The organism is Eupransor demetentiae, from assembly GCF_963930865.1.
Classification (GTDB): Bacteria; Bacillota; Bacilli; order Lactobacillales; family Lactobacillaceae; genus Eupransor; species Eupransor demetentiae.
In genome coordinates, this window is the sequence record NZ_CAWVOH010000004.1 from 19398 (window position 1) to 44496 (window position 25099).

The following is a 25099-nucleotide window of genomic DNA, read 5'->3' on the forward strand; positions in this document are numbered from 1 at the left end:
AAACCGCCCGGCTTAGTGCTGGCGAACTTGCTGCAAGAACTTTTGCGCACGTTCTTCCTTAGGATGAGCGAAGAATTCATCCGTACTTGAATCTTCCAAAATCCGGCCATCCGCCATGAAGATTACTCGGTCGGCCACTTCCTTGGCAAAGCCCATTTCGTGGGTAACCACCAGCATAGTCATGTCGGAGTCGCGGGCGATGTCCTTCATAATCTTAAGAACACCACCAATCATTTCGGGATCCAAGGCAGAGGTTGGTTCATCGAAAAGCAAGGCCTTGGGCTTCATCGCCAAAGAACGGGCAATGGCAACACGCTGCTTTTGTCCACCAGAAAGCATGGACGGCATGTTGTCGGCCTTATCAGCCAAACCAACGCGGTCCAATAATTCCATGGCAATCTTGCGGTTTTCTTCTTCCGGACGGTGCAAAACCAAACGCGGTGCCAACATAATGTTGTCAATCGCAGACATGTTGTTGTACAAGTTAAAGTGCTGGAAAACCATTCCAACGTTCTTACGAATCTTGTTCATGTCCGTCTTGTTATCGTAAAGGTCAAAACCGTCAACCAATAAATGGCCGCTTTGGATTTCTTCTAAGCCATTGACGGTTCGAATTAAGGTCGACTTACCTGAACCAGAAGGTCCTATAAGCACCACCGTTTCACCGGCATCAATCTTTAAATTAATGTCCTTGAGGGCGTGGAAATCCCCATAGTACTTTTCAACGTTATCAAATTCAATCATGGCCATGAGCGGTCACATCCCCTTAGCAAATTTTAATTTATCTTAATCTATATATGGTATTAATACAAGTTTATCCAAGCAAATTGTCAGGAAAGCTCTCATAAAAAAGCAATGTCTCTCGACATTGCTTTTCTTTTTAATCTGGATTTTCTTTGTAAGAAAGGGCAGCGACGTTCAAAGTCTTGTCGGCCAATCCTTGCGTAAAACTCGTTTCGTGGGAAACAATAATGGCATTTCCAGGGAAGGCTTGAATGGCCTTGTAAAGGGCCTGCTTCGTTTCTTCATCCAAGTGGTTCGTCGGCTCATCGAGAATCAAGAAGTTCGATGGCTTCATTTCCATAATAGCCAACTTAACCTTGGTCTGTTCACCACCAGAAAGCTGGTAGAGCGGCTTGGAAGCATTTTCGGCATTGATGCCGGCTCCTGCCAAACGTGTCCGCAGTTCCTTGGGCATAATGGTTGGGAAACGGTCCTGCATTTCCTGCAAAGGCGTCTTCTGGTCGTCATCCCATTCCAAGTCCTGGTCAAAGTAGTTGACAATGGCGGAAGGTGAAAAGTCACTCGTTCCGGCAATGGCAGGAATGATGCCAAGAATCGTCTTAATCAAAGTTGACTTACCAGCACCGTTAAATCCTTGGAAGACAATCTTTTGCCCCGTCGTAATTGAAAAAGTAACGGGTTCCAAAATCGCCTGCCCGTCATAACCAACCGACAAGTCCTTAACCGTAACGGCGTTAGCCGACTGGGAATTAACGTAAGGGAAGTTGAACTTCGCCTTCTGATTAGAAGAAGGCGGATCAATCTTTTCCATACGATTTAGCATCTTTTCACGAGAACGGGCCTGCTTGGAAGTTGAAGCACGAGCCTTGTTCTTGGCGATGAACTTCTCCGCCTTTTCAATCTCGTTTTGCTGCTTTTCGTATTCACGCAACTGCTGTTCGGCGCGCTCTTCCTTTTGGTGCATGGCCTTCTTGAAAGAACCACGGTACTTGGTAATCTTTCCAAAGGAAACGTCGATGATGGCGTTGGTTACCTGATCCAAGAAATCGAAATCGTGGGAGATAATCATGGCCGCCCCTTCAAAGGACTGCAAGAAACCTTCCAACCATTCAATATGGGCCACATCCAGGTAGTTGGTGGGCTCATCAAGGATGATGACGTCATCATTTTCCAAAAGCAGCTTGGCCAAGATAACCTTGGCACGCTGTCCACCAGACATGGCTTCCAATTCGCGGTCACGACCAATCGCATCCAAGCCTAAACCGGTGATGACCTGTTCAATTTGGGTATCAATGTCGTAAAAATTAGCCGCATCCAGCTCTTCTTGCATCCGACCGGCCCGTTCCATGAACTTGTCGTCCATGGTTTCGGCGTACTTGTTGTACAAATCGGTCATGCGCGCCTGCTTGTCATAGAGATCTTGGTAAGCCGTGTGGAGAAAGTCCACCAAGGTCATCCCCGCCGGAATCTCGGCGTACTGGTCCAAGTAACCAATCTTAAGGCCTTTAGCCCATTCGATTTTCCCAGACAAGGGCAGGATTTGCTCAGTGATAATTCGGATCAAAGTCGACTTTCCAGCCCCGTTTTGTCCGACAATCCCCATGTGCTCGCCAACTTGAAGTTCAAAGCTAGCGTCTTCATATAATGTTTTTTCTGCGTAGGCCATTGAAAGGCCTGAAACTTCTAGTAATGCCATAGCTCTAAGTTTATCACAGATTGGGCCGTCAAGCATGGTCAGACTGGGCTATAAGCCGTATACTAAGAGAAGATTTAAAGGAGTCATCATGAAAGCACGTAAACTTGACCACAAAACCATCCTCGCCTTGGATCCAAACCGCGCCTACCGCTTCTGGCGCGACGCCTTCGACTTACCCCAAACCGGTGCACAGACCGACCGACGTTTAACCCTTGATGGTGAAGAAATCCACTTTGTTGAGGGCCAACCAGCCGGTCCCTTTGAAATCCTTGTTCGTGACCACCAAACCGAATTGCGCCAGCACCTGGCCAACAACTTTATCCCAATTGAAAAGGAAGAGGAACGCTTTAACAATAAGATTGCCTTCTACATCCGCGACAGCGAGGGCAACCAAGTGATTTTGGAAGCAAACCAATAAATTGCTTGTCCTACCGTACCAATTCGTGCTATAATATTTTCTGTTCTTGAGACATGGACAGTTAGCTCAGTTGGTAGAGCAACGGACTCTTAATCCGTGGGTCCAGGGTTCGAGCCCCTGACTGTCCACTAAGTAGCATCGCTTCGGCGGTGCTTTTTTTGTACACTTTTACTGAAAACGTTTGCTTTTTCACTTATCGAGTGCTAGAATAGTTAAGTTATTCACGAAAGAAAACAGGAGAAAAAGAATAATGTTTACACTTACTAAGCCTAAGGCTAGTTTTATGGAAATCATTACCAAGTCTGTTTGGTATGGCTTCATCGCCGGTATGATCTCAGGAATGGTCAAGATTGGTTGGGAAAAGATTTTGCCACCTCGTACTTTGGCCCGCGACGCTACTAATCCTCCCCAGGAAATGTTGCAACAAATGGGATTCACTTACGACCAAACTCACGCCTACGTTTACTATTCACATGACCAAAAGGTCTTCTTCACGGCCTTGATTATCCACTTCGGATTCTCAATCGTCTTCGCTGGCCTCTTCGTCTTGTTGTCACAGTACTGGCCAACGGTTGGTATGGGACAAGGTGCTATCTATGGTATCGTCATCTGGATTGCTTTCCACTTGATTATCATGCCTTTGATGGGCACTACCCCAGCCGCATGGAAGTTGCCATTCGACGAACAATTCTCAGAATTCTTCGGCCACATCATTTGGGCCTGGTCGATTGCTGCGACCGTCTACTACCTGATTGCAAAGAGCAAGCATGGCAAGTTGACGAACATCTAATTCGTTATACGAAAAACACCCGCCATTATTGGTGGGTGTTTTTTATTTTGCAAAGAAATGTTGGTCCTGATGATTAACTTCATCCTTGATGGTCTTGCTATACCAGAAAGGCGCCACCACTTTACCAGTAATGTGCTTCCGGCTAACGTAACCATAGTAGCGACCGTCATTTGAAACCGAGCGATGGTCCCCCATCACAAAGTAGCTATCCGCTGGTACCTTCGTAGTGTTGGCATCCTTGCTCTTCCACAAGCCAGTTGTGCATAGGCTCTTCAAATCCCAGTGGGAACCAAAGTCTCCAGCAGTTCCTTCATTGCGTTCTGATTCGGAAAGGTAATCCTGGTTGACTTGCTTCCCGTTGACGTAAAGATTTCCCTTGCTATAGGAAACCGTGTCGCCAGGCAGACCAATAATGCGCTTAACATAGTCGACTTTGCCCGCCTTAATCCGCGGATCCTCTTCCTTGGCATTGAAAACGACGATATCGCCGCGCTTCAACTTAGCAAGTCGGTTAACACCGACTTTTTGCTTATCCAAAAGCACAGGTTCCATCGAATTCCCAGAAATTGTCGTTATCGTGAAGATAAAATGCAGGAATAGGAAAACAAGCAGGAAAATCGCGACAAATGGCCACCATCCCTTAATAATTTTCATCATAGTAAAAGCCCTCTGCCAATTATTATACGAGTTACTTCGCGCTTTTCGCCCGTTATTTATGCCACAAACACTTGAATCATTTCTCATACATGATATTCTATTCATATGAAATGGAGTTCATATGAATATTGGATTACTAACTTTAACATTTTTTGCCGTTAACCTCGATTTCTTCATCATGTTGCTCTTCTTGTTGAAAAAATATCCCTTCCGTTCGGTCTTGCTGGCTTATTTGGTCGGGAATATCTTGCTAATGACACTTTCCTTCGGGGCGGGCCAGATACTTGAAACCTTCATGCCGGAATGGCTACTTGGAATTCTAGGTCTCATCCCCATCTACTTGGCCCTACGTGATGACGATGACGAAGAGGGCGGCAGTAGGGCGAGTTCGCCCTTCTTGGCCGTACTAGGTACTTACCTTTCCGTTTGTGCCGGCTGCAATCTTTCCATCTTCCTTCCCGTCTTGCTCGGCGAGAGTCTAGCAACCTTTGGTGAAACAATACTCTACATCGGCGCTTTGACCATCATCATCGTTTTCATCCTAAAGCGAGTTAATCAAAACAAGTGGGTCACGGCGACCATCGACAAGTATGGCGAAAAACTCATGAGGATTTGCTACATTTTGATTGGCCTTTACGTCCTTTATGACAGCGGCTTTCTTGCCCACGTCTTCGCTTGGATTAGCCACTTTTTATAGGCGATTTATGCCAAAGAAAAAAGCCCAAATGGGCTTTTTCTTTTATACCTGACGGTATACGTAATAGTAAGGCGCTGCGCCTTCGGCCTTAGCGGCTTGGTTGTAATAAGCATCGTAGCTGTATTCAGTCACGGCTGAACCTTGTGCGCCACCAGTTGAATAGTTAACGGAAGTTGCTTGGGCGTCAGGATCATTTGAAGTAATGACCTGAACGTGTCCGGCTGCTCCACCTGAAGCACCTTGCTGACCCCAGATAACGATGTCACCCTTTTGGGCGTCCCAAGGCTGGTTTTCAGCAATCAAGGAATAACCGTTTTGCTTCAAGTAACCGTGCAATGAATCGGTATTGTACAAAGTGTTCGTTGGTGTGGCACCAGCTTCTTCCAAAGCTTCGGTCATGGCACCAGAACAGTCAGCCGTTCCATCAGAACCGTTACGTGAACCGTTCATGCTGTAGGTCAACTTGCCTTCATGGCTTCGGAACCAATCAATCAACTTATCGTTATCAACCTTGTGCGTCGTAGCTGCAGGTGTCGTCGAATCAGACGGCGTAACGGCTGGTGCAGTAGAAGGTTGTACCGGAGCCTTGCTTGGTGCTTGTGAAGGGGCCGGTGTAGTTGATGATGGCGTCGTAGACGTTGAATCGTAGCCTGGCAAACCAGTCAAATCTGGCGTGTCATTAATCGTTCCATCAATCGAAGTGTTGGCTGACGTGTTAGCAGAAGTATTAGCACCGCCAGTACCAGTGTTTTCGATTGGGTTCACATCAGTGTTGAACAAGCCTTGGGCGATGTTCTTCAAACCGTTTTGCAATGGCTGCAAGAAGGAACCAAATGATTGTGCCGAAGCATTTTCAGTGTTAACCGTTGGGGTAGCATTGGCTGCCAAACCGCGTGAGTTAGCCGCTGAAAGGTTTGCTGAGTTAACCACTGACACAGATTGAGCCATTGATTGTGAATTAGCACTTTCAGAAGTTGCCAATGAAGAATTAAGTGCTTCGGCGGCAGCTGCAGGATCTGAAACATTGGCCTTGCCAACAAAAATATCGTCAGGTCCCTGGAAGTTTGCCTTTTGCGTTGCTTGAGAAAGCGAAGACGTCAAAGAGGCGAGCATTGAAGTTGAGGTTGAAGTAGAGTTGGCCTGAGAAGCAGCGTTAGAATCAACAGCCTGCGTTGAAGCGGCAAATGAAACACTGCCGTTGGTTGGCTGAACCTGGTCGCCAGTGGCAACGTGGTAGCTTTGCGTCATCTGTTCGATGGCAGCCCCAACGTTTGGATCAACCATGACCATGTTGTCTGGAGCTGAATAAGTCGTTGACGAACTTTGACCGGTTACATCGTAGCCCTTGTCTTGGAAGCCAGCGATGGTGTTGGCTTGGTCAACCAACTTGTAGCCTGCCAAAATAACGTTCTTGTCTGACAAGTGGTAACGACTTGCCAACTGATCTGAAGACACATTAAAAGCTGCCGCAATACTGTCAACAGTGTCACCCCACTGTACCGTATAGCGGTCCATGTCATTTTGAACGCCTTGCTTAGTTACTTGACCACGTACTTGGTCAGCATTATTTTCGACCCAATCAGCCTGTTGTGGCTTTTGGTTGGCATTATTATTCGTGGTATCAGCAGCAACCTTATGGCTGTTCCCCATACCAGCGACGGGAATCATTGCCCCCGTGACCATCAAGGTCGTTGCCCCAGCATTGAAAAACTGGTGCGTGCCTGGTCGCTTGGCCTTTTCAGCTTTATCCATATTCTCTACAACCTCCAAACGGTAGAAGTATCCGCTTATTATCATAACAGAAAGCCGGGATAGTGAGAACACAAATCCGCAACAATATTTCATTTTCTTAACAGTTATTTAACAGTTCGTTAACAAAGTTAAGGGATATTTTAGACAAAAAACATCTGTTCGTATCTATAAATATGGAAAAAACGACCCAAATCCGATTTAAAAAATCGATTCGGGCCGTTTTTCTTTTATAGCGATATTACAAGCTCTTCACGAGCCAGTTTTGTGGAATTTCCAAAGTGTGACGAACGGAAATAATGTTATCTTCGTTCTTCTGCTGGAAGAGCCACTTCGTCATGTTATTCTTGTAAACCCAGCGTGTCGTCTTGGTAACGACCTGAGCATTACTTACATCAGTCTGCTTGTAGCCGGCTGACTTTTTCACTGTTTCAACAATGTGCTTTTGGTCGGGTGCAAAGTGTGTTTCCGGCTTGGCATCGTTAGCATGATCCTTATAAACCAAAACATAGTCGTTAGAACCAATCTTCTTCGCTGCTACCGCACCAATCGGTGACTGAGCTGGCAAGATTGAATAAACCTGCTTGGTTGAGGTAACCGTTTGCTTTTCCATGCCGAAGTGGCTATGCATGTTCATGGCCAATGCAATAACTGCCGCTGCAGTCAAAAGAACCATAATACCTGAGACAAGCCAACGCAAGGCGCTGTTATTGATGGCAAAGAATGCCACTCCGGTCAAAATGACCAGAATCAAAATAATCCAAATAATCATTCTGCATCCCCCTTTTCATCCTTCAAGAAGAAAGCCAAGATAAAGCCAACAAGGGCAAATGAGAAGGCAATGATGAAGGCGATACGGAAGCCGTCCAATGAGGCATCCAAACTTTGGCTAGCAAACTTCAAAGGATCAGTTAGCTTCAAGCCGCTGCTTGGCGCATTACGGTTAATCGTATCCTGAACAACAGAGGTCAAGATGGCCACAACGATTGACGTTGAAACCTGACGCAAGGTGTTGTTAGCAGCAGTTCCATCGGCAGCCTTTGCATCGGGCAAGGCACCCATGGCTGCTGTCGTAACAGGCATCATAACCAAGGCAACCCCCGCCATACGAACGGCATACAAAACCGTGATGATAATCGTTGGCGTTTCGGCAGTCAAGAAGATGTAAGGGAATGAACCCAACATGATAATCAAGAAACCAAATGAGGCCAAACGACAGATACCAACCTTGTTGTACAAAACACCGGCAACTGGTGAGAGCAATCCCATCATCAAGGCACCCCACAAGAGGGCCAAACCAGAGTTCAAAGGTGTCAAACCACGAACGTTTTGCAAGTAAGTTGGCAAGATCATTTCAACCCCGAACATGGCCATCATAGCCAAAATCAAGGCAATCGTTGCCATCGTAAAGTTCTTCTTGGTAAAGACGCGCACGTCCAAGAATGGTACTGGCAACTTCAATTGACGCCATACGAAGAGGGCAAGCATCAAAGAACCGACCACGATTGGCAAGATAACTTGTCCAAAGTCACCCCAACCTTGGCTTCCGACGTTGGTGAAGCCCCAGAGGAAGAGGCCAAAACCGATAACAGACAATACCAATGAAGGGAAATCAACCTTCATCTTCTTGGTCTTCATGACATTCTTCATCATGAATGGTGCCAAAACAAGGGCCACCACGATGAAAATCAAAGGAATCACGAAGATTGAACGCCAGCTATCAGACAGCGTCAAACCAAGGATGGTATGATCCTTTTCCAAAATCCAACCAGTCAAAGTTGGACCAAAGGCTGGCGCCATACCGATAACCAAGCCCATCAGACCCATGGCCGCACCACGTTCCTTAGCACCGAACATGTTCACCACGATAATCTGCATCATGGGCATCATCACCCCGACGGCAGCTGCGGCTACAATTCGTCCAGCAACGAAAAGCCACCACATGCTGGACTTTTCAGGGGTCAACATTGAAATCAAGACCCCCGCTGTTAGCAAGGCATAAGCTGCAATGTGCAAGTACTTCGTTGAGAAGCGGTTGGCCAAGTAGGCCGTCAAAGGAATCATCGTTCCATTAATTAACAAGAACCAAGTGGTTGCCTGTTGCGCCGTTGACAAGTTAATGTCGAAAGACGTCATCAAAGTTGGCAAGGCAGTTCCCAAAGATGTCTGCATGAGGGCTCCACCCATCATCGCAATCATCATGACCGCCATGACCAACCAACGGTTATATTGCTTACCGTTTTGATCAGTAATCATAATTCTTTTCCTTTCGGTGATACATTTTGTATCAGTTATGTTAAATTGATTCTAGCACCAGAAATTTTTCTCGTCAACAAAGAAATTCCCGCTAGCATTTCGAAAATAAATCACATACACTAGCGGTATCAAATAGCGGAGCAGATTCATGGCTAACAATTGTTCTCCGGAAAACATCCGGGTCAAAAATCAAATCGTTGAAGGACTTTTTTCTCTATTAAAAGAAAAGCCCCTGTCCAACATCAAAATCTCAGAACTAATCGAACGTTCCGGCGTCGCCCGTGTTTCCTACTATCGTAACTTCGATGACAAGGAAGAAATCCTACGCTACTACCTAACGGACTTAACCAAAACTGGGCATCAGCAGCTGATCGAATACTTCAAGCAGCATCATGATATCGAACATCCCTTTGAACAGCGCTTCGTGATTGCTTTTCGCTTCTTCCAAGAAAATCAGGTGAAGTTGCAACAACTTATCGATAGCGGTCTGTCAGGCTACTTCTTCCAATTTTTACAGGATCTGCGCATCTCTGATGATGCTCACCGGAATACCCCCGTTAACCATTACGAACACGCCGTCATCTCAGGAGCCATTTATAGTTTGCAAGTGGAATGGCTCAAAAGCGGCGCGAAAGAGAGTCCCGAAGAACTAGCAAAAATTTTCACCGCTTCGCTTAGCCCCGAACTGCGTCAAAAGGTTGAAGCTAGGCATTCCTGAGACACAAAATTGGTAACTGTCCAACATCTGTCTGATATAGACATTTAGGTATATAAGGCGTATACTAGAGTCGAAATTAATTGAAAAATATCAGATATACCAATGAGAGAGGGTAGCGCCATGCCACAAACAGTTGTGAAACGCCAAAAGCAAGTCCAGGCCACACAAGATCGTTTTACGGACAGTTTAGCCCAATTGTTAAAAACTGTTCCTTATAAGGATATTACTGTTAATCAGATTTGTGAAAATTCTCATTTATCACGGCGTACCTTCTCCCGCCATTTTGATAACACCGACCAGCTACTCGGTTTGTTGGTTCGGCGGATGTCCCAGCGGCTCTTCGAATTGATTGAGTCCGACAATCCGCAAAATTTTCAGTCAATTCTATTTAATCTTTTTACCGTGCTATCACGGGAAAAGGACTTCCTGCGGATTCTACACGACAACGACAAGATGTACTTGGTCCGCGACGGTCTGTTCTACGCCGATCGCTACAACTCTGATTTGATCAACTTTGCGCGGCAGTCACCCGAGCTACACATCTTCGCCATCGGGGGCATTATCAACTTGATTGATAACTGGGTCGAAAACGACTTCAACCATACTCCTCGCGAAATGTCGGCTCTTGGTGGCAAAATCGCGGTTGGTGTGCAAGAATTACTTTAATGACTAAATTCGTACACAAATTCATAGCCGATAAAACTTTGTTAACGACCACGCTGCTCATGCTGCTGGTCGTTTTATTTGGTCGCGCTCGTATAGCTGCCGTTGATTGGAAAACAATTTTCGAGCTCTTTACCCTAATGCTCCTGATTGGCATCTACGAAAAATTAGGAATTATTACCTGGTTGGCGCGCAAGTTACTGGCTAGTTCGCATAATCAACGTGGCCTGCTTGGCAGTCTCTTACTCTTGGCTATCGGCACATCCTTTTTCTTTACCAACGACATTGCGATTTTGACCCTCGTGCCGCTTTATTATCACTTGCACCACGAATTCCATTTGAGCGATGCCCGCGTCATTACCTATCTAGCCATCTTCGCCAACCTTGGTTCGGCCCTCTCGCCTTTCGGTAATCCGCAAAATATCTACCTCGTAAGCAAGTTCCAGCCCAGCCTGGCATATTTTGGGCAAATTGCCCTGCCGCTAGCTGGCATAACTGTACTTCTACTTGTAATTATCTTGCTCAGCACGCCTAAAATCCCTGTGCAGAGCCAAGTTAAGGTCGAAGCCCTAACTTTGACGGCACCCGCTGTTTTCTGCTTGGTTGTTGGAAGTCTGGCTGGTTTAGCAACCCTGCTGAATTTCATGAACCTAACCGTCGGCTTAGTTCTTCTGGTCGTGATTACTCTTTATTTAGCGCCCAGCCAATTCACCAAGTTAGACTATGGAATTTTGCTCACCTTCTTCAACTTCTTCTTGATTGTCGGCGCCATTAGCAGCCTGCCCTTCGTCAGCGACTTGTATGGCCAAATTAGTTCAAGATTTGGCCAGTTTATCGCTGCCGCTCTGACTAGCCAAATCATTTCCAATGTTCCGGTCGCAATTCTACTCGACAAGTTCCACTTTGCCCTACAACCTCTCTTCTGGGGTGTTTCCATCGGTGGACTGGGTACGCTAGTTGCGTCCCTCGCCAACTTATTGGCCTTGCGCCAGTATCGCCTTCACTTTGGAGTACGCGCCCAACGAATTTGGCCAGTCTTTCTCGGAATTAATCTCTTGCTGTTATTAATTCTGACAGGAATCGCCGCGCTGCTCTTGCATTAGTGTTACCATTAAAAAAACTGATTGGAGACTTTTTATGCCATTGATGAAAATTGACCTACGCGAAGGTCACGATGAAAATTACATTAACACCCTCTTGGACGTGGCCTACGCTGCTCAGCAAAAGAATTTCCACACGCCCGATGGTGATCGCTACCAGGTCGTTAACGAACACAAGGACTACCAAATGAAGGTTGGCGATGCTGGTCTTGGTTTCAAGCGAACTAAGGACACCATTGTCTTCTCCATCATTTCACGTCCCCGCGAACGCGCCGACAAGGAAGCCTTCTACGCCCAATTGGCCAGCGAATTGCAGGCTAAGCTTGGTTTGAATCCCGATGACTTGGTCGTTTCAATCGTCAACAACGATTCCGAAGACTGGTCATTCGGTCAAGGTAAGGCCCAGTTTATCAACGGCGATTTGTAAGCCTAATAAAAAAGACCCACACGGGTCTTTTTTATTTTACAAGTGAATCCAAGGACGGAAACCGGCTGTGAAGAGGCCTAAAATGACCAAAAGCACAATGATACCGGCCGCGATGTAATAATCGGACTGCCTGAGTTGGTTACGGGCACGGCGAGCCATCAAGTATTCAATGTAGCCGATGACCAGAATCGAAGCGACGATTTTAAACGAAACCAAGACCGGTGCACGGTGCCAAGCCTTAAAGGCCAGGTAGATTCCGTCGGCCAGCATAACCAAGTACAAAGTACGAATAGTCATGGCCACGGGCAGTGAACCATTTTCCTTGCGCAAGTCCACAATCAAAAGTACGATCATGGCCAAGGCGACGATGATGTGAAGCCAGAGATACATAATTTACCTTCTTAAAATTTTTTAGGAACCAAATCGAAACTAGTTCACCTACAATCTTAACGCAAACTGAAATATTGGTATAGGTGTTTTATCCGCGGATCATATCGATGTGGGGCAAGCCATCCTCATCATAAATCTCCGAAACCGCCTGAAAACCAAAGGAAGCATAGAAATTCTGCAAGTATGCTTGTGCAGCGATTTTAATTTTCTTGTCCGGATAAAGCCGCTCACACTCTTGCAGCGTCTTTTCAATCAATTGACGGCCTAAGTGATGGCGACGGTATTCTTGGACCACTAAGACACGCCCGAAGCTAATGTAGCCGGGTTCGTCACTCGAAACAATTCGAGCATAAGCTAAAATGGCGCCGGCCGAATTTTTCAAAACAACATGGACTGCATCCCCATCCTTATCATCAACTTCTTGGTACGCACAGTTTTGCTCTACAACGAAGACTTTAACTCGTTCCTTCAAAATTTCTAGTAGTTCCTGCGCCTTTAATTCATCAGTTGCTCGAACTTGAAACTGAGTATCTTCCATAATTTTTCTCCAATCATTAAAATTCAATCAATTACTTCCTGATAGCAAACTTAACCCACTTCACCAAGGTCGGACTGACCATGGAAAGCATGACAGCAAAGAAGGCCGCCGGCGTCCAAATCGTCAAAGTCAGCAAAATTCCAGCTGCTTTAAGCACAAGATCAAACCGAATCGTCTTCATTCGCACATCGAATTGCTGCAATGTCGTCGGGTTATCCTGATGCAACTTACCCAATTCAGTGTAGATATAGGCATTAAGTGCATTGGTCAAAAAAATTAAAACGCCATAGATGGTTTGCGCGATTTTATTATTAAAATTTTCCGCAACCATGGTCGTAGCATAGGGAAAGAGGGTCAAAATAAAGAGTGAAATAAAGTTCAACCAAATAACGCGGTTGTTTATACGCTGAACGAACTGCCAGCCATTATTGATATAAATCCAGAGCCTTACCAGTACCAAAAAAGAGAGCAAGTAAGCCAACAAACGCACGTTGACGTCAGCGAAACTGCCGATAGTCAAAGGTTGTTTAGGCTGTGGCAAATCTAAGGCTAGTAAGGTCATAATCACGGCGAAAACACCATCAGTTACTGCATTCAATCGTTCTTTAGTCATGAAGATGCTCCATTTCCTATCAAATACTTCAGCCTTTATCCTACACCATTCCGCTTTCAAGCGTCTGTAGGCACAAAAAAACCACAGCTTACGCTGTGGCTTTAACCGAGTGGAGAAGAAGGGATTCGAACCCTCGCATGCTTTTACACATCTACACCCTTAGCAAGGGCGCCTCTTCAGCCGCTTGAGTACTTCTCCATAACAGATAATATCATACCAGACTCGGCTTCAAGCTGCAATAGTTTTTAGCGGCTAACGATGCGGCGCAATTGCTCGTGGAAGTAATCCCAGATTTTATCATCGTTTTGTCGAAAATCATCCAAAAGGCTGTCGCCCTGCGGACTCAAGGTACCGACAAGCTCATTGTACATATCCCAAATCTGCAGTTCCTGCTTGTCTGACCACTTAACCGTGTCATAGCCTGCGCCAAGGCGTTCATCAACCATTTCCTGCAAACCGCGCTGCAAGGCATCGGCCATAACTTGGTCTTCCGTCACATCAAAACCACGGGCCGTCAAAATGGCGACTTGGTCCTTCACTGTTTGTAAATCTTCTGCAACATCAAGTTGATCCATGCTAATCCCCTTCAAATTGGTATTTTAACGATACTTTAGTATAATGAAACATAACTCATTATACTAGATTTGGTAGGTAAGATGACACAACTCGTTACAACATCTGAGCTGCAACTAATTGAAGAATACACCATGCAAACCATGGCGGTGCCCCAGGAAGTTCTCATTGAACGGGCTGCCATGGCTGTCCAAGAAGTGATTGGAGCCGGCAACTTTGACCTTTCCAACGTGCTAGTCCTCGCTGGCTTAGGCAATAATGGCGCTGACGGGGTCGCTCTCGCCCGCCTGCTCCACCTGCAAGGCATCGACGTTTCCCTACAATTCGTGGGGAACCTCAACCGCGCTAAGGACAGCGTCCAACACCAACTTAAAATCGCGGAACACTGTGGTTTGACCCGTTCGGAAAAGTCAGACTTCCAAAAGGCAACCCTCATCATCGATGCCATCTTCGGAACCGGTTTGAACAATACCATCCCCGACGGTTTGCAAAAGATGATGCGCGCTGCTAACCACGCCGATAACAGTGTGGTCGCAATCGACGTTCCAACTGGTATTTCAGCCAACACTGGTGAAGTTCTAGGATCCGCACTCAAGGCCAAGTCAACCGTGACCTTTGGTTACGAAAAGGTTGGTTTAACCAAGGGCGGCGGCAAGAAGTTCTCTGGCGAGGTTATCGTTAAAGACATCGGCCTACTCACCCCCGAAAATTTCATCTTCTCACAAGCCAAATAAAAGCACTGCTGACAGCAGTGCTTTTTTATTTATGATATGGAGAACCTTCGCGAATCATGAAGGCCCGATAGATTTGTTCAATCAAAACCAAACGCATCAATTGATGGGGCAGGGTCAACTTTCCAAAAGAGAGGAGCAAGTTGGCACTTTTTTTGATGGCTGGATCGAGCCCTAGGGAGCCGCCGATGATAAAGGTCAGCGTGCCATAGCCGTTTAACATAGCCTGGGATAACTTTTCCGAGAACTCCTCAGAGGGGAACTGCTTGCCTTCAATGGCTAAGACTACGACGTAATCACGTTCACCAATCTTGGCTTGGATGCGGGCACCCTCTTTGGCCATAATTTCCGTGTTTTCGGCATCGCTGGCTTTTTCTGGTGTCTTTTCATCCGGCACCTCAATTAATTCCAACTTGGCAAAACGTGACATGCGCTTGGCATACTCCTCAATGCCACTTTTGAGGTACTTTTCTTTAAGTTTTCCTACAGTTATCATCTTAATTTTCATAGTTCTTTACCTTTTCTTAATATTTTACGGCATAATCCACTAATTTATTAGCAGGACTTATCCACAGTTATCCACAAGTATCCCCAGAAAATTATTTCCGAACGAAGCGCTCTACATGGGCGTTTCGAGGACTTATTACCACTGATAAGCTCTACGCAGTGGATAAGTTCATCAAATTGTGGATAACATCTTTGGCATAAAAAGCCCTTTTTCAACGGATTTGCTTTACCATTCCTTAACTTTTCCACAGTTATCCACATTAATATCCACAGCTGTGCATAAGCACAAATGTTCGCCCCACAGAAGTCGGATTTCTCATTCGGATTTTACCATTTATGCCAACCAAAAAAGTAGATTAAATCAAGATTAAAGTCAGCCAAAATCGACTATTTCCGAACATTTACTTTTTTAAAATTCATTTTAGTCAGGAAAAATCCAAGTAAAAAAACTAATCCCAAAGGATTAGTTTGCTAAACGCTGTGTCAATTTAATCTTAACGGTCTTCTTGGTTGAACCATGGTAGAAGTCCATCGTGATCTTGCTGCCGACACTGTGCTGATAGAGGTTTTCACGCAAATCAGCAATGTTATTAACAGCCTTACCGTCGATTGCTGTAATGACGTCGTACTGAGACAGCCCTGCCTTCTCGGCAACAGAGCCCTTCGTTACCTTCATAACGACGGCCCCACCAGTCACGGATGTTGGAAGCTTGAGCGTTGATTTTTGGTCGTCGGCTGGAACCAGTGACAGGTTAACCATTTCGATGCCCAGCGCAGGACGGGTGATTTTACCGTACTTAGCCAGCTTATTAACAATATCGACAACCTGGTCGGCAGGAATAGCAAAGCCCATTCCTTCGACCGTTGAACCAGTTGTTGAGGCCGACAGCTTCATTGAATTGATTCCAACGACCTGACCAGCCAAGTTAATTAATGGTCCTCCAGAATTTCCAGGGTTAATGGCTGCATCGGTTTGGATAACCGTTGAACCGCCATTATTAGCTTCCACCAAACGCTTCGTGGCGGAAATAATTCCTTCCGTCACCGTTGAAGCATATTGGGAGCCAAGTGGCGAGCCAATCGCCAAAACCGTTTGCCCAACTGAAATCTTGTCCGAATCACCGAAAGAGGCAACGGAATTAATCGCGGAATCTTCAACCTTCAAGACCGCCAAGTCGGTCGTCGAATCCTTTCCGACAACCGTGGCCATGACCTGCTTGCCTTGGTTATTGATGACTTGAACTTTGTCGGCACCATCAATAACGTGGTTATTGGTCACGATAAAAGCGGAACCATCGGCCTTACGGTAAGCAACGCCGGAACCTTCGGAAGATTCCGTGTAACTACCGCCAGATTTTTTAAAGTTCAAAACCGAAACAACGGCATTCGCCACCTTGTTATAGGCACTGGTAGCATTGCTGCTAGACGATAACTCTTGTGTATTTTCTGACTTTAAACGGACCGGGCTGTGGGTCGTCTGGTAATTGTCGTAGATTTCTTGGCCAACTAAAACCCCGCCCCCGCCTAGTAATCCTGCAGCGGCGCCGATTAGTATAATGTTACTTAAACTCTTTTGCATGCTGACTAAAACTCCAGTTGAATATATGAACTAGGATACTTGCACTTTTTTAATTATACATTAAATTTAATCAATCGTTTGCTTCCCCATGAAGGCGTTAATCTTCAAGAAGGTCTTGTTGCCTGCTTTGTCAGTCTTTAAGAAGACCCAAGCCGGCTGATAAATTTGGTAACCGTTCAGCGTGTCTTCCGTGTCATAGGCCAGCGTTCCGGAGGAAAGATGTTCCCCCTTATTCAGCTGATTGTAACGGTAGAGCGCCACAATGGCGGCTTCTTCGGAAATAATTTCACGCGAATCGTGCAAAGTCTTGATTGCCGTCAAATGGTGCTGTGAAAAATCAAAACTGTGGTTGGAACGGTTATAAGACAGCTGCAACTGCCCCTCTTTGGCTACAACCGGCAGGCCATCGACCATTTGCCCGAAGACATAGGTAGCTTCCGGTTCATTACCCTTGTAAAACTTGGTCATCAATGTATTTTCCTGATAGCCAAGTTTTTTAGCAAGGGCGCGGGCATAGGCTGGGACAGCTTCGTTACCGGTGTTCTTATCCAAATTAACGGTTCCCAGCAGGGCGCTGCCCTTAATCGATTGGTCGTCCAAATTTAGCTTGTTGGTCGTAGCAGAGAAGGAGGAATCCGACTGAGCGGCCACGTAGTTGATACGACGCGTCTTGGTCGACAAGGACTCTAGCTTGATTCCCTGCTTTTCAATGGCAGCGACCGCACTAGCATTAGGATCATTATCCATTTCACGGCTGGTCACGCCCGTTCGCCAAACGGAAAACAAGAAAAGATCGAGGCCCAAAGCAAGTCCCAACATTAGTATTAAAATTCGACGAAACTGCATATGAGCCTCCTTTCTTAATCTGTCTGAGTGCGTTCAAGATAATCGTCTAGGCTATACCAAGTACCGTTTTTATCCTGAACCATCCAAGTTGGCACTAAATCAACCAAGTTCTTGTTGTCTTTATTAACTTGCCAAACATAGCCCACCATTAACTGCTGATATGAATTTTCGCTCTTTTGGCTATTATTCAGCTTCTTCAAAACGGTGTTGGTCGAATCCAGCTTGACCTGACCTTCTGAGTTCGGCGCTGGAATGCCCAACCCTTCAAGCTTGTAGGTTGCCTGACGGCGGCCCTTGTCATCAATTTGACTCGTAAGCGTTGGCAAACCACCATCAAAGAAGATTGGCACGTTATCAACATAAGTTCGAAATGAAATCGTTCCACCGTGATCAGAGCTTTGGAAGAGTCCCAAATTGGGGAGCTCCTTCTTCAAAACTTCAAGCTGATCAAAACTAACCTTTAGACGCCCCAAATAGGTCTTGGCTGGGTCAGCCACCTCGTTTTCCGACTGGAAAACCAAGGTCTGATTATTAGGGTGGTAAGTGTTACTCTGACCGGAATAATTGTTGTGATAGTTCTGCAAATCCCCGACCTTACTGGTTGAGAACTGGTTAACCGAGCCCAACATGGCTGCGTTAAAGTCATCCACGCTGGACGTGTGAATTTGGTAAGTATAAACCGGACGGCTAAAGGACTGGCTATACAGAACATTAATCTGATTCTTGATTGGCGCAAAGATGACCGGCTGCGAATCGCCCCAGTCATTAACTGCTGCTTGAATTCGGTGCCAGTTGACCTGTTTAAAGGTCGTCTGGTTAACAGTTCCTTGACGGCTATCAACGAAGTAGACGTTATGGCCCCCATGAATTGAAAAAATCACATAATCGAAATTCTTGTTTTTAATGTGACGATTGGTGTCTTCCGAGTGGCCGTTAAAATAAGCCACCGGCGTTACGTCACTATAGTGCAAAACAACCGTTTCAGGCTGGCTCAAAAGATCGGCCAAACTACGGTTGTTGTATTCATCTTCACGAAATGAGCCAAATTCAGCAGTGGAAAGCAAATCTATGATTTTACCTTCCTGCTTCGTGGATAAATTATATTGATAAGAGTCACCGCTTTTATCGGTGTAGAGGAACTGTCGTGGTTGGAAAAGGGAGTTCTGGAGTTGGAGATCTTCCACTCCTGTCGTTCCGGTACCGGCGTTGGAAGCCAAATTAAAGATTCCAAAAGTCAGCAAAACCGAAGTCAAAAAAGCGATGGCCAAGACAACTTTCAGAGTTGAATCGACCCAAAGAGCACGTTTAAGCATCCCAGTCATCCCCCTCTAGCAAGTCATCTTCGACAGCGTCGAGTGCGATGTGGAAAGTTGAACCCTTGCCTTCCACGGATTCAGCCCAAACACGGCCGCCAAACTTTTCGACCACTTCCTTTGAAATGGCCAAACCAAGGCCAGAACCACCCTGAATACGTGACCGCGATTCATCCACACGGAAGAAGCGGTTGAAGATGTTTTCAAGGTCCTTCTTAGGAATTCCAAGACCCTGATCCTTAATGGAAATCAAAGCCTGACCCTTACGCTTTTCAAGCGTGGCCGTAATGGTTCCACCATCAGGGGAGTACTTAACGGCATTGTTCATCAAGTTGTCCAAAACCTGGGTGAACTTGTCCGGATCAACTTCGACCCAGACGTCTTCCTTGGTGATGTTGCGGACAATATTGTAGTCCTTCTTGTTTTTAACCTGCTCGTCCAAGCTTTCGTTATCCAAAATCATGTCGAAGCGGTCCAAGACAAAGTTAAAGAGCGAGTTCAAGTTGACCAATTCGGTCCGAACTTCCATGGTTCCCTGGTCCAAACGAGAAAGCTCCAGCAAATCGTTAATCATACGATTCATCCGCTGCGTTTCACCTTGGACAACGGACAAGAAGTTTTTAGCGACTTCCTTGTCATCAATGGCACCATCGGCCAATGCATCGACATAGGAACGCACAGAGGTCAAAGGCGTCCGCAATTCGTGCGAAACGTTGGAAACAAACATCCGTCGTTCAGCATCAATCTTTTCTTGTTCAGTAATATCATGCAAAACCAAAACAATACCGGAAATCAAACCGGACTGACGCTTAATCAAGGAAACGTAAGTTTGGACAATCAGATTCTTACCATCACGAGAGAAGTTAACGGGGAAGTCCGTTTGGTCTTCCAATAGATCTTCAACCGTCTTCTTCCCTTCCAGATGCAAAAGATCAATGACGTTTTTACCCAAGGCTTGGCCTTCATCAACTTCCAGGAAGTTGGAGGCCGCCTGGTTAATGATGGTGACCTGCCCATGGCGCGTCGCCAATAGCACCCCATCGGCCATGTGGGTCAAAACCGAATTCAAACGGTTTCGCTCAGCCGAAATGGTTTCAGTGGAATCTTCAATTCGCTGCGATAGCTCGTTAACCGAATGGGCCAGCTGACTGACTTCATCCGTTCCATAGATGTGGTTAATCATGGAATAATCACCGGCAGCGATGCTAGCCGTTTGTTTGTTAATAATTTCAATCGGTTGTGTAATCGTCTTGGATAGGAAAATCGCCAGCAAAATTGAGGAACACAGCGCAACCAGCCCTGCAATGATGAAGAGCCACATAATCTTATTGATGTTTTCATAAAGGCGCTTCAAGCTGGCATTGACGACGATAACCCCGAGGAGTTCGCGGTTATTTCCCTCTTTAGTTGTTTCCAGCGGAATCGTCATAATTTCCTGACGTTCGTTGTTGCTGGTAACATCTCGCGTGTTAAAGAAGTTAGGATCGTCGGTCAAAGCCTTCAGCGTATTGGGATCTTCAGTCTTTTGACCACGTTCCTGCTGACCAGCAATCAAAGTTCCACGAATCGTCCCACTCTTATCGATAACTTGAATGTTTTCGATGTTATTGTTGGTAAATCCCGCAAGCAAGCCTTCGATTTCCTTGTCCCCGGCCGCCTTGTTGCTGTTGGTCAGGGCAATCTTCACTCGGTTCGTTACGTACTGTGGCAAAGTGATTTGATCCTGAAAGGCCACCAAATCCTGTTTTTCCATTTGGTGCACGAAAAAAACGCCCAGTGATTCAAGTGCAAATACAAGGAAGAGCACAAACACTAAGGCGATTCGGAAACGGATCGATTGTAAGAACTTTAAAATATGTGTCATGAAAATTAAACACCTAGCATGGGGCAAATGCCCCGAACCCGTTTGAAATTAAGATTCATCAGCCGAGGCGCGCAAGAAGTAACCAACTCCGCGTCGTGTTGCCAACCAAGTTGGATGGCTTGGATTATCTTCAATCTTTTCACGAAGACGACGAACCGTCACATCGACAGTACGAACATCTCCAAAATAGTCATAACCCCAAACCTGTTGCAACAAGTGTTCACGGGTCATAACCTGACCGATATGTTGAGCAAGGTAGAAGAGCAATTCGAACTCACGGTGCGTCAATTCGATGTCTTCCGTGCCCTTGGTAACCATGTAGGCCTGTGAGTGAATAGTCAACTTACCCAAATGGATATCTTCGGTGATCGCCATTGGTTCATCTGCAGTAGGCGTCGGTACGCGACGCGTACGCAAGTTCGCCTTAACACGCGCAACCAATTCACGGTTTGAGAATGGCTTTGTGACGTAGTCATCGGCACCCATTTCGAGTCCCAAGACCTTATCAATTTCGCTATCCTTAGCCGTTACCATGATGATTGGAGTCTCAGTCTTGGAACGAATCTGTCGCAAAACTTCGATTCCATCAACTTCAGGCAACATTTGATCCAGCAAAACTAAGTCTGGATGTTCTTCTTCGAACAAATCCAAAGCTTCCTGGCCATCAGCCGCGGTTACGACATCGTAACCTTCCTTCGTCAAATTAAATCGAATAATATCTGAGATTGGCTTCTCATCGTCGACAACCAAAATCTTAGTCATACTGGCCCCCATTCTCCGCCTAGTTTATCAGTATCAATTATAACATAGGTCCACAAGTGGTCACAATCTGACATCTAATTGTAAGAAAAAAGCCCCCTTTCGGGAGCTCCAATAATTACTGATTACGACGGTGGAAGCGGTGGTGGAAGAGTGGGCTAATCGCTTCGTTCAAGCTGACACGACGAATAGCTTCACCAATCAATTCACCGACTGAAACGATTTCCAACTTGTCGAACTTCTTGTCTTCCGGCAAGTTAATGGAATCGGTCACGATAACCTTCTTGAAGTGTGAATTCTTCAAACGTTCTACCGCTGGTCCAGAGAAGACGGCGTGCGAAGCCACAACGTAAACTTCCTTGGCACCGTGTTCCATGACCAGCTTACCACCCTGGGTGATGGTTCCGGCCGTGTCAATCATGTCATCAATCAAGATGGCCGTCTTACCCTTCACATCCCCAACAATGTTACCAACAACGGCAACGTTAGGCTTTGGACGGCGCTTGTCAATTACGGCAACCGGCGCATCCAAACCAAGCATGTTGTTCAAATTACGAGCACGCGTCATCCCACCGTGATCCGGTGAAACGACAACGGCGTTTTGCTTATCAGCAATTCCCGTTTCGATAAGGTAATCCGCCAAAAGCGGTGCGCCCTGCAAGTGATCCATTGGCAAATCAAAGAATCCTTGAATCTGGGCAGCGTGCAAATCAAGTGCCATAACTCGCGTTGCACCCGCACGTTCGATCATGTTGGCAACCAATTTCGCCGTAATTGGTTCGCGGGAGCGGGCTTTACGGTCCTGACGGGCGTAACCATAGTATGGCATGATAACGTTAATTTGATCAGCACTTGCACGGCGCAAAGCATCAATCATAATCAACAGTTCCATCAAGTTATCGTTAACTGGTGATGAAGTTGACTGGATCACGTAGACTTCGCTACCACGGACACTTTCTTCGATGTTAATCTGTACTTCGCCATCAGCAAAGCGTTTAACCGAAATGTCACTTAGCGGAACACCAACTTCAGCCGCAATTTTCTCAGCCAAAGGGTGGTTCGAGCTCAGTGAAAACAACTTCATGTTTGATTTAGGCATAATTTACTCCGTCATAGCAAATGCATTCTTCTTAAAGTTATTATAACAAAAAAGGCCCCCTTCCAGGGAGCCTTTTCTTAATCGGCGTTAACTGTAATAGAACGTTCACCATCGATTGAAATATCATCGTGGTCAATGTAAACCACCGTCTTATTGCGCACATGGTGCAAGTAACGCATCAAAGTGACAATAATTTCCTTCGTTTGCTGATCCAAGTCGGAAGTAATTTCATCGAAGAAGTAGAAATCACAATCCGCAATCAAAGCACGAGCAATCGCCAAACGCTGGCGCTGCCCACCAGAGAAGTTACCACCGTTTTCAGCAATATCGGTATCCAAGCCGTCACTCAAATTCATGACAAAGTCATACAACTCAACTTGACGCAAGGCTTCCCAGATTTTTTCATCCGGAACCGTAGCCGGATTATCAAAACCAAGCAAGAGGTTATCGCGGATCGAGCCAGGTAGCATTGATGAGTTTTGGTCAACAAAGGCCAAGTGCTCACGGAAAGAGAAGATGTTGACGTCACGACGGTCGATGCCATTGATGTAGAAATGACCTTCGTCCAAATCATACATACCAGCCAAAATCTTCAAGATGGTTGACTTACCCGACCCATTTTTACCACGAAGGCGAATCAACTCGTGTTCGCCAATCTTCAAACGTGGGATGTAAAGGGCGTGGCCACCAGGATACTGGAAAGAGCCTTCCACGATTTCCAAGCTTTCAATGTCCATCAAGTTCTGCTGACCAGGTTCAACGTCCTCGACGGGCGTTTCGAATAGGCGTTCGAGGTTGGCAACAACATCCTTCATTTTTGCCATGTTGGCATAGGCCGTTGTTACATTCGACAAGGGTGCCATCAAGGTAAAGGTATACAAAATGTAGGAGGTCAAAGCTCCAATCGTCATTCCACCAGATGAAACTGATAAGAAACCGAGTACCATGACACTCAAAATCATTGTCATGGTCAAGACTGAAACCAAAGGATTAAGCAAAGCAATTAGCTTCAACTGCTTGCGCGCAACTCCGTAAATCCTTGAGAAGATGTCATCACCAAGCCGTGTTGATTTATCTTCAGCGACGTAGGATTTAATTACAATATCTGATTGCAAGATGCTAACTGCAATTTGATTAGCATCCGCCGTTAATTTTTGCGTTTGCGCAAAATACTTTGAAATCTTATTGGAAATCGTCGCCAAGATGAAAGCAAGAATTGGCAAGAGTACCGCTAAAGCTAATGTTAACTTGACGCTGATAATCAGCAGCATCACAAAGGAACCGACAATCGTAATCCCAGCCGTTAACAATTGGGGTAAAGAAGATGATAAGACATCTGAAATTAAGTTCGTATCATTCACTAGGCGGCTAGCAAGGACACCAGATGAATTTTCGCTTAATTTCATATAGGAGAAGAAGTTATAACGGCGCCATAGCTTCTTGCGAATTTGCATCACGGCAGAATAAGCCACCGTTGCCAATAGATAGAAGGAAATCACACCTGCAATCAAGTCAAAAATCAACAAGCATATTGGAAGAATCAATTTTGAATACTGGAGTCCTCCTTTGCTAAAGGAGTTGACGACCGGTGTCACACTGCTGTTAAACAGCAAAGCACTAAAGGCGGAAATTACCGTAATGATAATTCCTGCATAGAACTTCTTGAAATTAATATCAGCGTATTTTTTAATAAAGCGGAATAGTCCGTTTGTTGAATTCATATTAATTTAATGATCAGTTTTGCTGATCATTTCCTTTTCTCTTAATCGACAAGTAATATGGCCTGAAAAGACCTTAGTACTGCCATTTTAACATAAAGTAGACCGTAATTTGGATATAAGAAAAACCAGTATCCGAAGATACTGGCCTTATAAGTTAGGTTCACACGTAGTGAGTAAGATTTATCTTACTTACCGAACAAACGCAAGATGAATGCTCCAACGTTAGCCAATGGGGCGTTGTTTGAGTTGCTTACGTGAGTAGTGTTAGCTGAACCAGGCAAGATGTGCCAGAAATCCAATGAGAACATGTACACGGTCTCCTTTCTTAATAAGATATAAACTATCTTAGCAGTTTATTGGACAAAAATCAATTTTAGTCCCGAAAAAAAGAAAAAATAGGCGCAAAAGTGCCTATTCTTAATAAAATCGTTAAAAACGATTCTAAATTTATTTTACTTACCGAACAAACGCAAGATGAAAGCACCAACGTTAGCCAATGGGGCGTTGTTTGAGTTGCTTACATGAGTAGTGTTTGCTGAACCGGGCAAGATGTGCCAGAAATCCAATGAGAACATGTGTGTTGCTCCTTTCATAAAAAGATATGATAATAGCTTACCAATTATGCCGAAAAATAGCAACAAAAAAAACGGA

28 protein-coding genes and 2 tRNA genes are annotated in these 25099 nt (G+C 45.6%); 9 read left to right on the forward strand and 21 right to left on the reverse strand.

The window, feature by feature from the left end:
* Positions 1 to 12: 12 nt before the first annotated feature.
* A complete protein-coding gene (locus ABSY64_RS06915) occupies positions 13 to 750 on the reverse strand; it encodes an amino acid ABC transporter ATP-binding protein (protein WP_349642356.1) in 738 nt (245 codons plus the stop codon).
* A 130-nt stretch (positions 751 to 880) separates the two neighbouring features.
* Positions 881 to 2440: an ABC-F family ATP-binding cassette domain-containing protein gene (locus ABSY64_RS06920; RefSeq protein ID WP_349642357.1), complete on the reverse strand. Its 1560-nt coding sequence runs from the start codon at positions 2438 to 2440 to the stop codon at positions 881 to 883.
* An 88-nt stretch (positions 2441 to 2528) separates the two neighbouring features.
* On the opposite strand from ABSY64_RS06920, the gene ABSY64_RS06925 reads away from it, so the two are divergent.
* The 3 genes from ABSY64_RS06925 (at position 2529) to ABSY64_RS06935 (ending at position 3648) form a co-directional block, all read left to right on the forward strand.
* The gene (locus ABSY64_RS06925; RefSeq protein ID WP_349642358.1) at positions 2529 to 2858 is read left to right on the forward strand and encodes a VOC family protein; all 330 of its coding nucleotides are present in this window, start codon (positions 2529 to 2531) and stop codon (positions 2856 to 2858) included.
* A 55-nt stretch (positions 2859 to 2913) separates the two neighbouring features.
* Positions 2914 to 2986, forward strand: a tRNA-Lys gene (locus ABSY64_RS06930).
* A 122-nt stretch (positions 2987 to 3108) separates the two neighbouring features.
* On the forward strand, positions 3109 to 3648 hold the full coding sequence (locus ABSY64_RS06935; RefSeq protein ID WP_349642359.1) for a YagU family protein: 540 nt from the start codon (positions 3109 to 3111) through the stop codon (positions 3646 to 3648).
* A gap of 42 nt (positions 3649 to 3690) precedes the next feature.
* On the opposite strand, the gene lepB is transcribed toward ABSY64_RS06935, so the two are convergent.
* Positions 3691 to 4305 (reverse strand): signal peptidase I, encoded by a 615-nt coding sequence (gene lepB, locus ABSY64_RS06940; protein ID WP_349642360.1) that lies wholly within the window; start codon positions 4303 to 4305, stop codon positions 3691 to 3693.
* 121 nt (positions 4306 to 4426) lie between these two features.
* On the opposite strand from lepB, the gene ABSY64_RS06945 reads away from it, so the two are divergent.
* On the forward strand, positions 4427 to 5002 hold the full coding sequence (locus ABSY64_RS06945; RefSeq protein ID WP_349642361.1) for a cadmium resistance transporter: 576 nt from the start codon (positions 4427 to 4429) through the stop codon (positions 5000 to 5002).
* Positions 5003 to 5044: 42 nt separating this feature from the next.
* Here ABSY64_RS06945 and ABSY64_RS06950 read toward each other — a convergent pair whose 3' ends face one another.
* The 3 genes from ABSY64_RS06950 to ABSY64_RS06960 form a co-directional block, all read right to left on the reverse strand.
* Positions 5045 to 6754 carry a peptidoglycan amidohydrolase family protein gene (locus ABSY64_RS06950; protein ID WP_349642362.1) on the reverse strand — a complete coding sequence of 570 codons (1710 nt, stop codon included), beginning with the start codon at positions 6752 to 6754 and terminating at the stop codon, positions 5045 to 5047.
* A 238-nt stretch (positions 6755 to 6992) separates the two neighbouring features.
* On the reverse strand, positions 6993 to 7523 hold the full coding sequence (locus ABSY64_RS06955; protein ID WP_349642363.1) for a DUF4811 domain-containing protein: 531 nt from the start codon (positions 7521 to 7523) through the stop codon (positions 6993 to 6995).
* Entirely contained in the window at positions 7520 to 9007 is a 1488-nt protein-coding gene (locus ABSY64_RS06960; protein WP_349642364.1) for a DHA2 family efflux MFS transporter permease subunit, read from the reverse strand. The genes ABSY64_RS06955 and ABSY64_RS06960 overlap by 4 nt, the downstream gene beginning before the upstream one ends.
* Before the next feature lie 148 nt (positions 9008 to 9155).
* Between ABSY64_RS06960 and ABSY64_RS06965 the strand changes: the two genes are divergently transcribed.
* The 4 genes from ABSY64_RS06965 (at position 9156) to ABSY64_RS06980 (ending at position 11915) form a co-directional block, all read left to right on the forward strand.
* Positions 9156 to 9725, forward strand: a complete 570-nt coding sequence (locus tag ABSY64_RS06965) for a TetR/AcrR family transcriptional regulator (protein ID WP_349642365.1) — start codon at positions 9156 to 9158, stop codon at positions 9723 to 9725.
* Positions 9726 to 9845: 120 nt separating this feature from the next.
* On the forward strand, positions 9846 to 10391 hold the full coding sequence (locus ABSY64_RS06970) for a TetR/AcrR family transcriptional regulator (RefSeq protein WP_349642366.1): 546 nt from the start codon (positions 9846 to 9848) through the stop codon (positions 10389 to 10391).
* The gene (locus ABSY64_RS06975) at positions 10391 to 11491 is read left to right on the forward strand and encodes an SLC13 family permease (RefSeq protein WP_349642367.1); all 1101 of its coding nucleotides are present in this window, start codon (positions 10391 to 10393) and stop codon (positions 11489 to 11491) included. The genes ABSY64_RS06970 and ABSY64_RS06975 overlap by 1 nt, the downstream gene beginning before the upstream one ends.
* Positions 11492 to 11525: 34 nt before the next feature.
* Positions 11526 to 11915, forward strand: a complete 390-nt coding sequence (locus tag ABSY64_RS06980; RefSeq protein WP_349642368.1) for a tautomerase family protein — start codon at positions 11526 to 11528, stop codon at positions 11913 to 11915.
* A 36-nt stretch (positions 11916 to 11951) separates the two neighbouring features.
* Here the strand turns inward: ABSY64_RS06980 and ABSY64_RS06985 are convergent, their stop codons facing one another.
* The 5 genes from ABSY64_RS06985 to ABSY64_RS07005 form a co-directional block, all read right to left on the reverse strand.
* Entirely contained in the window at positions 11952 to 12305 is a 354-nt protein-coding gene (locus ABSY64_RS06985; protein ID WP_349642369.1) for a DUF1516 family protein, read from the reverse strand.
* An 88-nt stretch (positions 12306 to 12393) separates the two neighbouring features.
* Positions 12394 to 12843 (reverse strand): GNAT family N-acetyltransferase, encoded by a 450-nt coding sequence (locus ABSY64_RS06990; protein WP_349642370.1) that lies wholly within the window; start codon positions 12841 to 12843, stop codon positions 12394 to 12396.
* A 31-nt stretch (positions 12844 to 12874) separates the two neighbouring features.
* Positions 12875 to 13456, reverse strand: a complete 582-nt coding sequence (locus tag ABSY64_RS06995; RefSeq protein ID WP_349642371.1) for a TMEM175 family protein — start codon at positions 13454 to 13456, stop codon at positions 12875 to 12877.
* A gap of 110 nt (positions 13457 to 13566) precedes the next feature.
* Positions 13567 to 13654: transfer RNA gene (locus ABSY64_RS07000), tRNA-Ser, on the reverse strand.
* Between the two features lie 47 nt (positions 13655 to 13701).
* Positions 13702 to 14031 (reverse strand): hypothetical protein, encoded by a 330-nt coding sequence (locus ABSY64_RS07005; RefSeq protein WP_349642372.1) that lies wholly within the window; start codon positions 14029 to 14031, stop codon positions 13702 to 13704.
* Between the two features lie 81 nt (positions 14032 to 14112).
* Here ABSY64_RS07005 and ABSY64_RS07010 point away from each other — a divergent pair, with 81 nt between their 5' ends.
* Positions 14113 to 14763 carry an NAD(P)H-hydrate epimerase gene (locus ABSY64_RS07010; protein WP_349642373.1) on the forward strand — a complete coding sequence of 217 codons (651 nt, stop codon included), beginning with the start codon at positions 14113 to 14115 and terminating at the stop codon, positions 14761 to 14763.
* 25 nt (positions 14764 to 14788) lie between these two features.
* Here ABSY64_RS07010 and rlmH read toward each other — a convergent pair whose 3' ends face one another.
* The 10 genes from rlmH to ABSY64_RS07060 all read right to left on the reverse strand — a co-directional run bounded on the left by rlmH (position 14789) and on the right by ABSY64_RS07060 (position 25023).
* The gene (gene rlmH, locus ABSY64_RS07015; protein WP_349642374.1) at positions 14789 to 15268 is read right to left on the reverse strand and encodes a 23S rRNA (pseudouridine(1915)-N(3))-methyltransferase RlmH; all 480 of its coding nucleotides are present in this window, start codon (positions 15266 to 15268) and stop codon (positions 14789 to 14791) included.
* A 462-nt stretch (positions 15269 to 15730) separates the two neighbouring features.
* The gene (locus ABSY64_RS07020; protein ID WP_349642375.1) at positions 15731 to 16846 is read right to left on the reverse strand and encodes a S1C family serine protease; all 1116 of its coding nucleotides are present in this window, start codon (positions 16844 to 16846) and stop codon (positions 15731 to 15733) included.
* Positions 16847 to 16912: 66 nt separating this feature from the next.
* On the reverse strand, positions 16913 to 17692 hold the full coding sequence (gene yycI / locus ABSY64_RS07025; protein ID WP_349642376.1) for a two-component system regulatory protein YycI: 780 nt from the start codon (positions 17690 to 17692) through the stop codon (positions 16913 to 16915).
* A 14-nt stretch (positions 17693 to 17706) separates the two neighbouring features.
* Positions 17707 to 19005 (reverse strand): hypothetical protein, encoded by a 1299-nt coding sequence (locus ABSY64_RS07030; RefSeq protein WP_349642377.1) that lies wholly within the window; start codon positions 19003 to 19005, stop codon positions 17707 to 17709.
* Positions 18998 to 20869: an ATP-binding protein gene (locus tag ABSY64_RS07035; protein ID WP_349642378.1), complete on the reverse strand. Its 1872-nt coding sequence runs from the start codon at positions 20867 to 20869 to the stop codon at positions 18998 to 19000. Before ABSY64_RS07035 ends, ABSY64_RS07030 begins: the two co-directional genes overlap by 8 nt.
* Positions 20870 to 20917: 48 nt before the next feature.
* Positions 20918 to 21631 carry a response regulator YycF gene (gene yycF, locus ABSY64_RS07040; protein WP_349642379.1) on the reverse strand — a complete coding sequence of 238 codons (714 nt, stop codon included), beginning with the start codon at positions 21629 to 21631 and terminating at the stop codon, positions 20918 to 20920.
* 115 nt (positions 21632 to 21746) lie between these two features.
* Entirely contained in the window at positions 21747 to 22727 is a 981-nt protein-coding gene (locus ABSY64_RS07045) for a ribose-phosphate diphosphokinase (protein WP_349642380.1), read from the reverse strand.
* A 77-nt stretch (positions 22728 to 22804) separates the two neighbouring features.
* Complete coding sequence (locus tag ABSY64_RS07050; protein WP_349642381.1) at positions 22805 to 24448, reverse strand: ABC transporter ATP-binding protein; 1644 nt, start codon at positions 24446 to 24448, stop codon at positions 22805 to 22807.
* Between the two features lie 185 nt (positions 24449 to 24633).
* Positions 24634 to 24756: a hypothetical protein gene (locus tag ABSY64_RS07055; RefSeq protein WP_349642382.1), complete on the reverse strand. Its 123-nt coding sequence runs from the start codon at positions 24754 to 24756 to the stop codon at positions 24634 to 24636.
* Between the two features lie 144 nt (positions 24757 to 24900).
* A complete protein-coding gene (locus ABSY64_RS07060; RefSeq protein ID WP_349642382.1) occupies positions 24901 to 25023 on the reverse strand; it encodes a hypothetical protein in 123 nt (40 codons plus the stop codon).
* Between the last annotated feature and the right edge of the window lie 76 nt (positions 25024 to 25099).

What these genes read in the sequence shown, in the direction of transcription:
- ABSY64_RS06920 (WP_349642357.1), bottom strand. Translation starts at nt 2,440, where the DNA reads ATGGCATTACTAGAAGTTTCAGGCCTTTCAATGGCCTACGCAGAAAAA.
- ABSY64_RS06950 (WP_349642362.1), bottom strand. Translation starts at nt 6,754, where the DNA reads ATGGATAAAGCTGAAAAGGCCAAGCGACCAGGCACGCACCAGTTTTTC.
- ABSY64_RS07050 (WP_349642381.1), bottom strand. Translation starts at nt 24,448, where the DNA reads ATGAATTCAACAAACGGACTATTCCGCTTTATTAAAAAATACGCTGAT.
- ABSY64_RS06985 (WP_349642369.1), bottom strand. Translation starts at nt 12,305, where the DNA reads ATGTATCTCTGGCTTCACATCATCGTCGCCTTGGCCATGATCGTACTT.
- ABSY64_RS07035 (WP_349642378.1), bottom strand. Translation starts at nt 20,869, where the DNA reads ATGACACATATTTTAAAGTTCTTACAATCGATCCGTTTCCGAATCGCC.
- ABSY64_RS06915 (WP_349642356.1), bottom strand. Translation starts at nt 750, where the DNA reads ATGGCCATGATTGAATTTGATAACGTTGAAAAGTACTATGGGGATTTC.
- ABSY64_RS07045 (WP_349642380.1), bottom strand. Translation starts at nt 22,727, where the DNA reads ATGCCTAAATCAAACATGAAGTTGTTTTCACTGAGCTCGAACCACCCT.
- ABSY64_RS06980 (WP_349642368.1), top strand. Translation starts at nt 11,526, where the DNA reads ATGCCATTGATGAAAATTGACCTACGCGAAGGTCACGATGAAAATTAC.
- yycF (WP_349642379.1), bottom strand. Translation starts at nt 21,631, where the DNA reads ATGACTAAGATTTTGGTTGTCGACGATGAGAAGCCAATCTCAGATATT.
- ABSY64_RS06975 (WP_349642367.1), top strand. Translation starts at nt 10,391, where the DNA reads ATGACTAAATTCGTACACAAATTCATAGCCGATAAAACTTTGTTAACG.
- ABSY64_RS06935 (WP_349642359.1), top strand. Translation starts at nt 3,109, where the DNA reads ATGTTTACACTTACTAAGCCTAAGGCTAGTTTTATGGAAATCATTACC.
- yycI (WP_349642376.1), bottom strand. Translation starts at nt 17,692, where the DNA reads ATGCAGTTTCGTCGAATTTTAATACTAATGTTGGGACTTGCTTTGGGC.
- ABSY64_RS06925 (WP_349642358.1), top strand. Translation starts at nt 2,529, where the DNA reads ATGAAAGCACGTAAACTTGACCACAAAACCATCCTCGCCTTGGATCCA.
- ABSY64_RS06995 (WP_349642371.1), bottom strand. Translation starts at nt 13,456, where the DNA reads ATGACTAAAGAACGATTGAATGCAGTAACTGATGGTGTTTTCGCCGTG.
- ABSY64_RS07055 (WP_349642382.1), bottom strand. Translation starts at nt 24,756, where the DNA reads ATGTTCTCATTGGATTTCTGGCACATCTTGCCTGGTTCAGCTAACACT.
- ABSY64_RS07020 (WP_349642375.1), bottom strand. Translation starts at nt 16,846, where the DNA reads ATGCAAAAGAGTTTAAGTAACATTATACTAATCGGCGCCGCTGCAGGA.
- rlmH (WP_349642374.1), bottom strand. Translation starts at nt 15,268, where the DNA reads ATGAAAATTAAGATGATAACTGTAGGAAAACTTAAAGAAAAGTACCTC.
- ABSY64_RS07030 (WP_349642377.1), bottom strand. Translation starts at nt 19,005, where the DNA reads ATGCTTAAACGTGCTCTTTGGGTCGATTCAACTCTGAAAGTTGTCTTG.
- ABSY64_RS06945 (WP_349642361.1), top strand. Translation starts at nt 4,427, where the DNA reads ATGAATATTGGATTACTAACTTTAACATTTTTTGCCGTTAACCTCGAT.
- ABSY64_RS06990 (WP_349642370.1), bottom strand. Translation starts at nt 12,843, where the DNA reads ATGGAAGATACTCAGTTTCAAGTTCGAGCAACTGATGAATTAAAGGCG.
- ABSY64_RS07005 (WP_349642372.1), bottom strand. Translation starts at nt 14,031, where the DNA reads ATGGATCAACTTGATGTTGCAGAAGATTTACAAACAGTGAAGGACCAA.
- ABSY64_RS06970 (WP_349642366.1), top strand. Translation starts at nt 9,846, where the DNA reads ATGCCACAAACAGTTGTGAAACGCCAAAAGCAAGTCCAGGCCACACAA.
- ABSY64_RS06960 (WP_349642364.1), bottom strand. Translation starts at nt 9,007, where the DNA reads ATGATTACTGATCAAAACGGTAAGCAATATAACCGTTGGTTGGTCATG.
- ABSY64_RS06955 (WP_349642363.1), bottom strand. Translation starts at nt 7,523, where the DNA reads ATGATTATTTGGATTATTTTGATTCTGGTCATTTTGACCGGAGTGGCA.
- ABSY64_RS07060 (WP_349642382.1), bottom strand. Translation starts at nt 25,023, where the DNA reads ATGTTCTCATTGGATTTCTGGCACATCTTGCCCGGTTCAGCAAACACT.
- lepB (WP_349642360.1), bottom strand. Translation starts at nt 4,305, where the DNA reads ATGATGAAAATTATTAAGGGATGGTGGCCATTTGTCGCGATTTTCCTG.
- ABSY64_RS07010 (WP_349642373.1), top strand. Translation starts at nt 14,113, where the DNA reads ATGACACAACTCGTTACAACATCTGAGCTGCAACTAATTGAAGAATAC.
- ABSY64_RS06965 (WP_349642365.1), top strand. Translation starts at nt 9,156, where the DNA reads ATGGCTAACAATTGTTCTCCGGAAAACATCCGGGTCAAAAATCAAATC.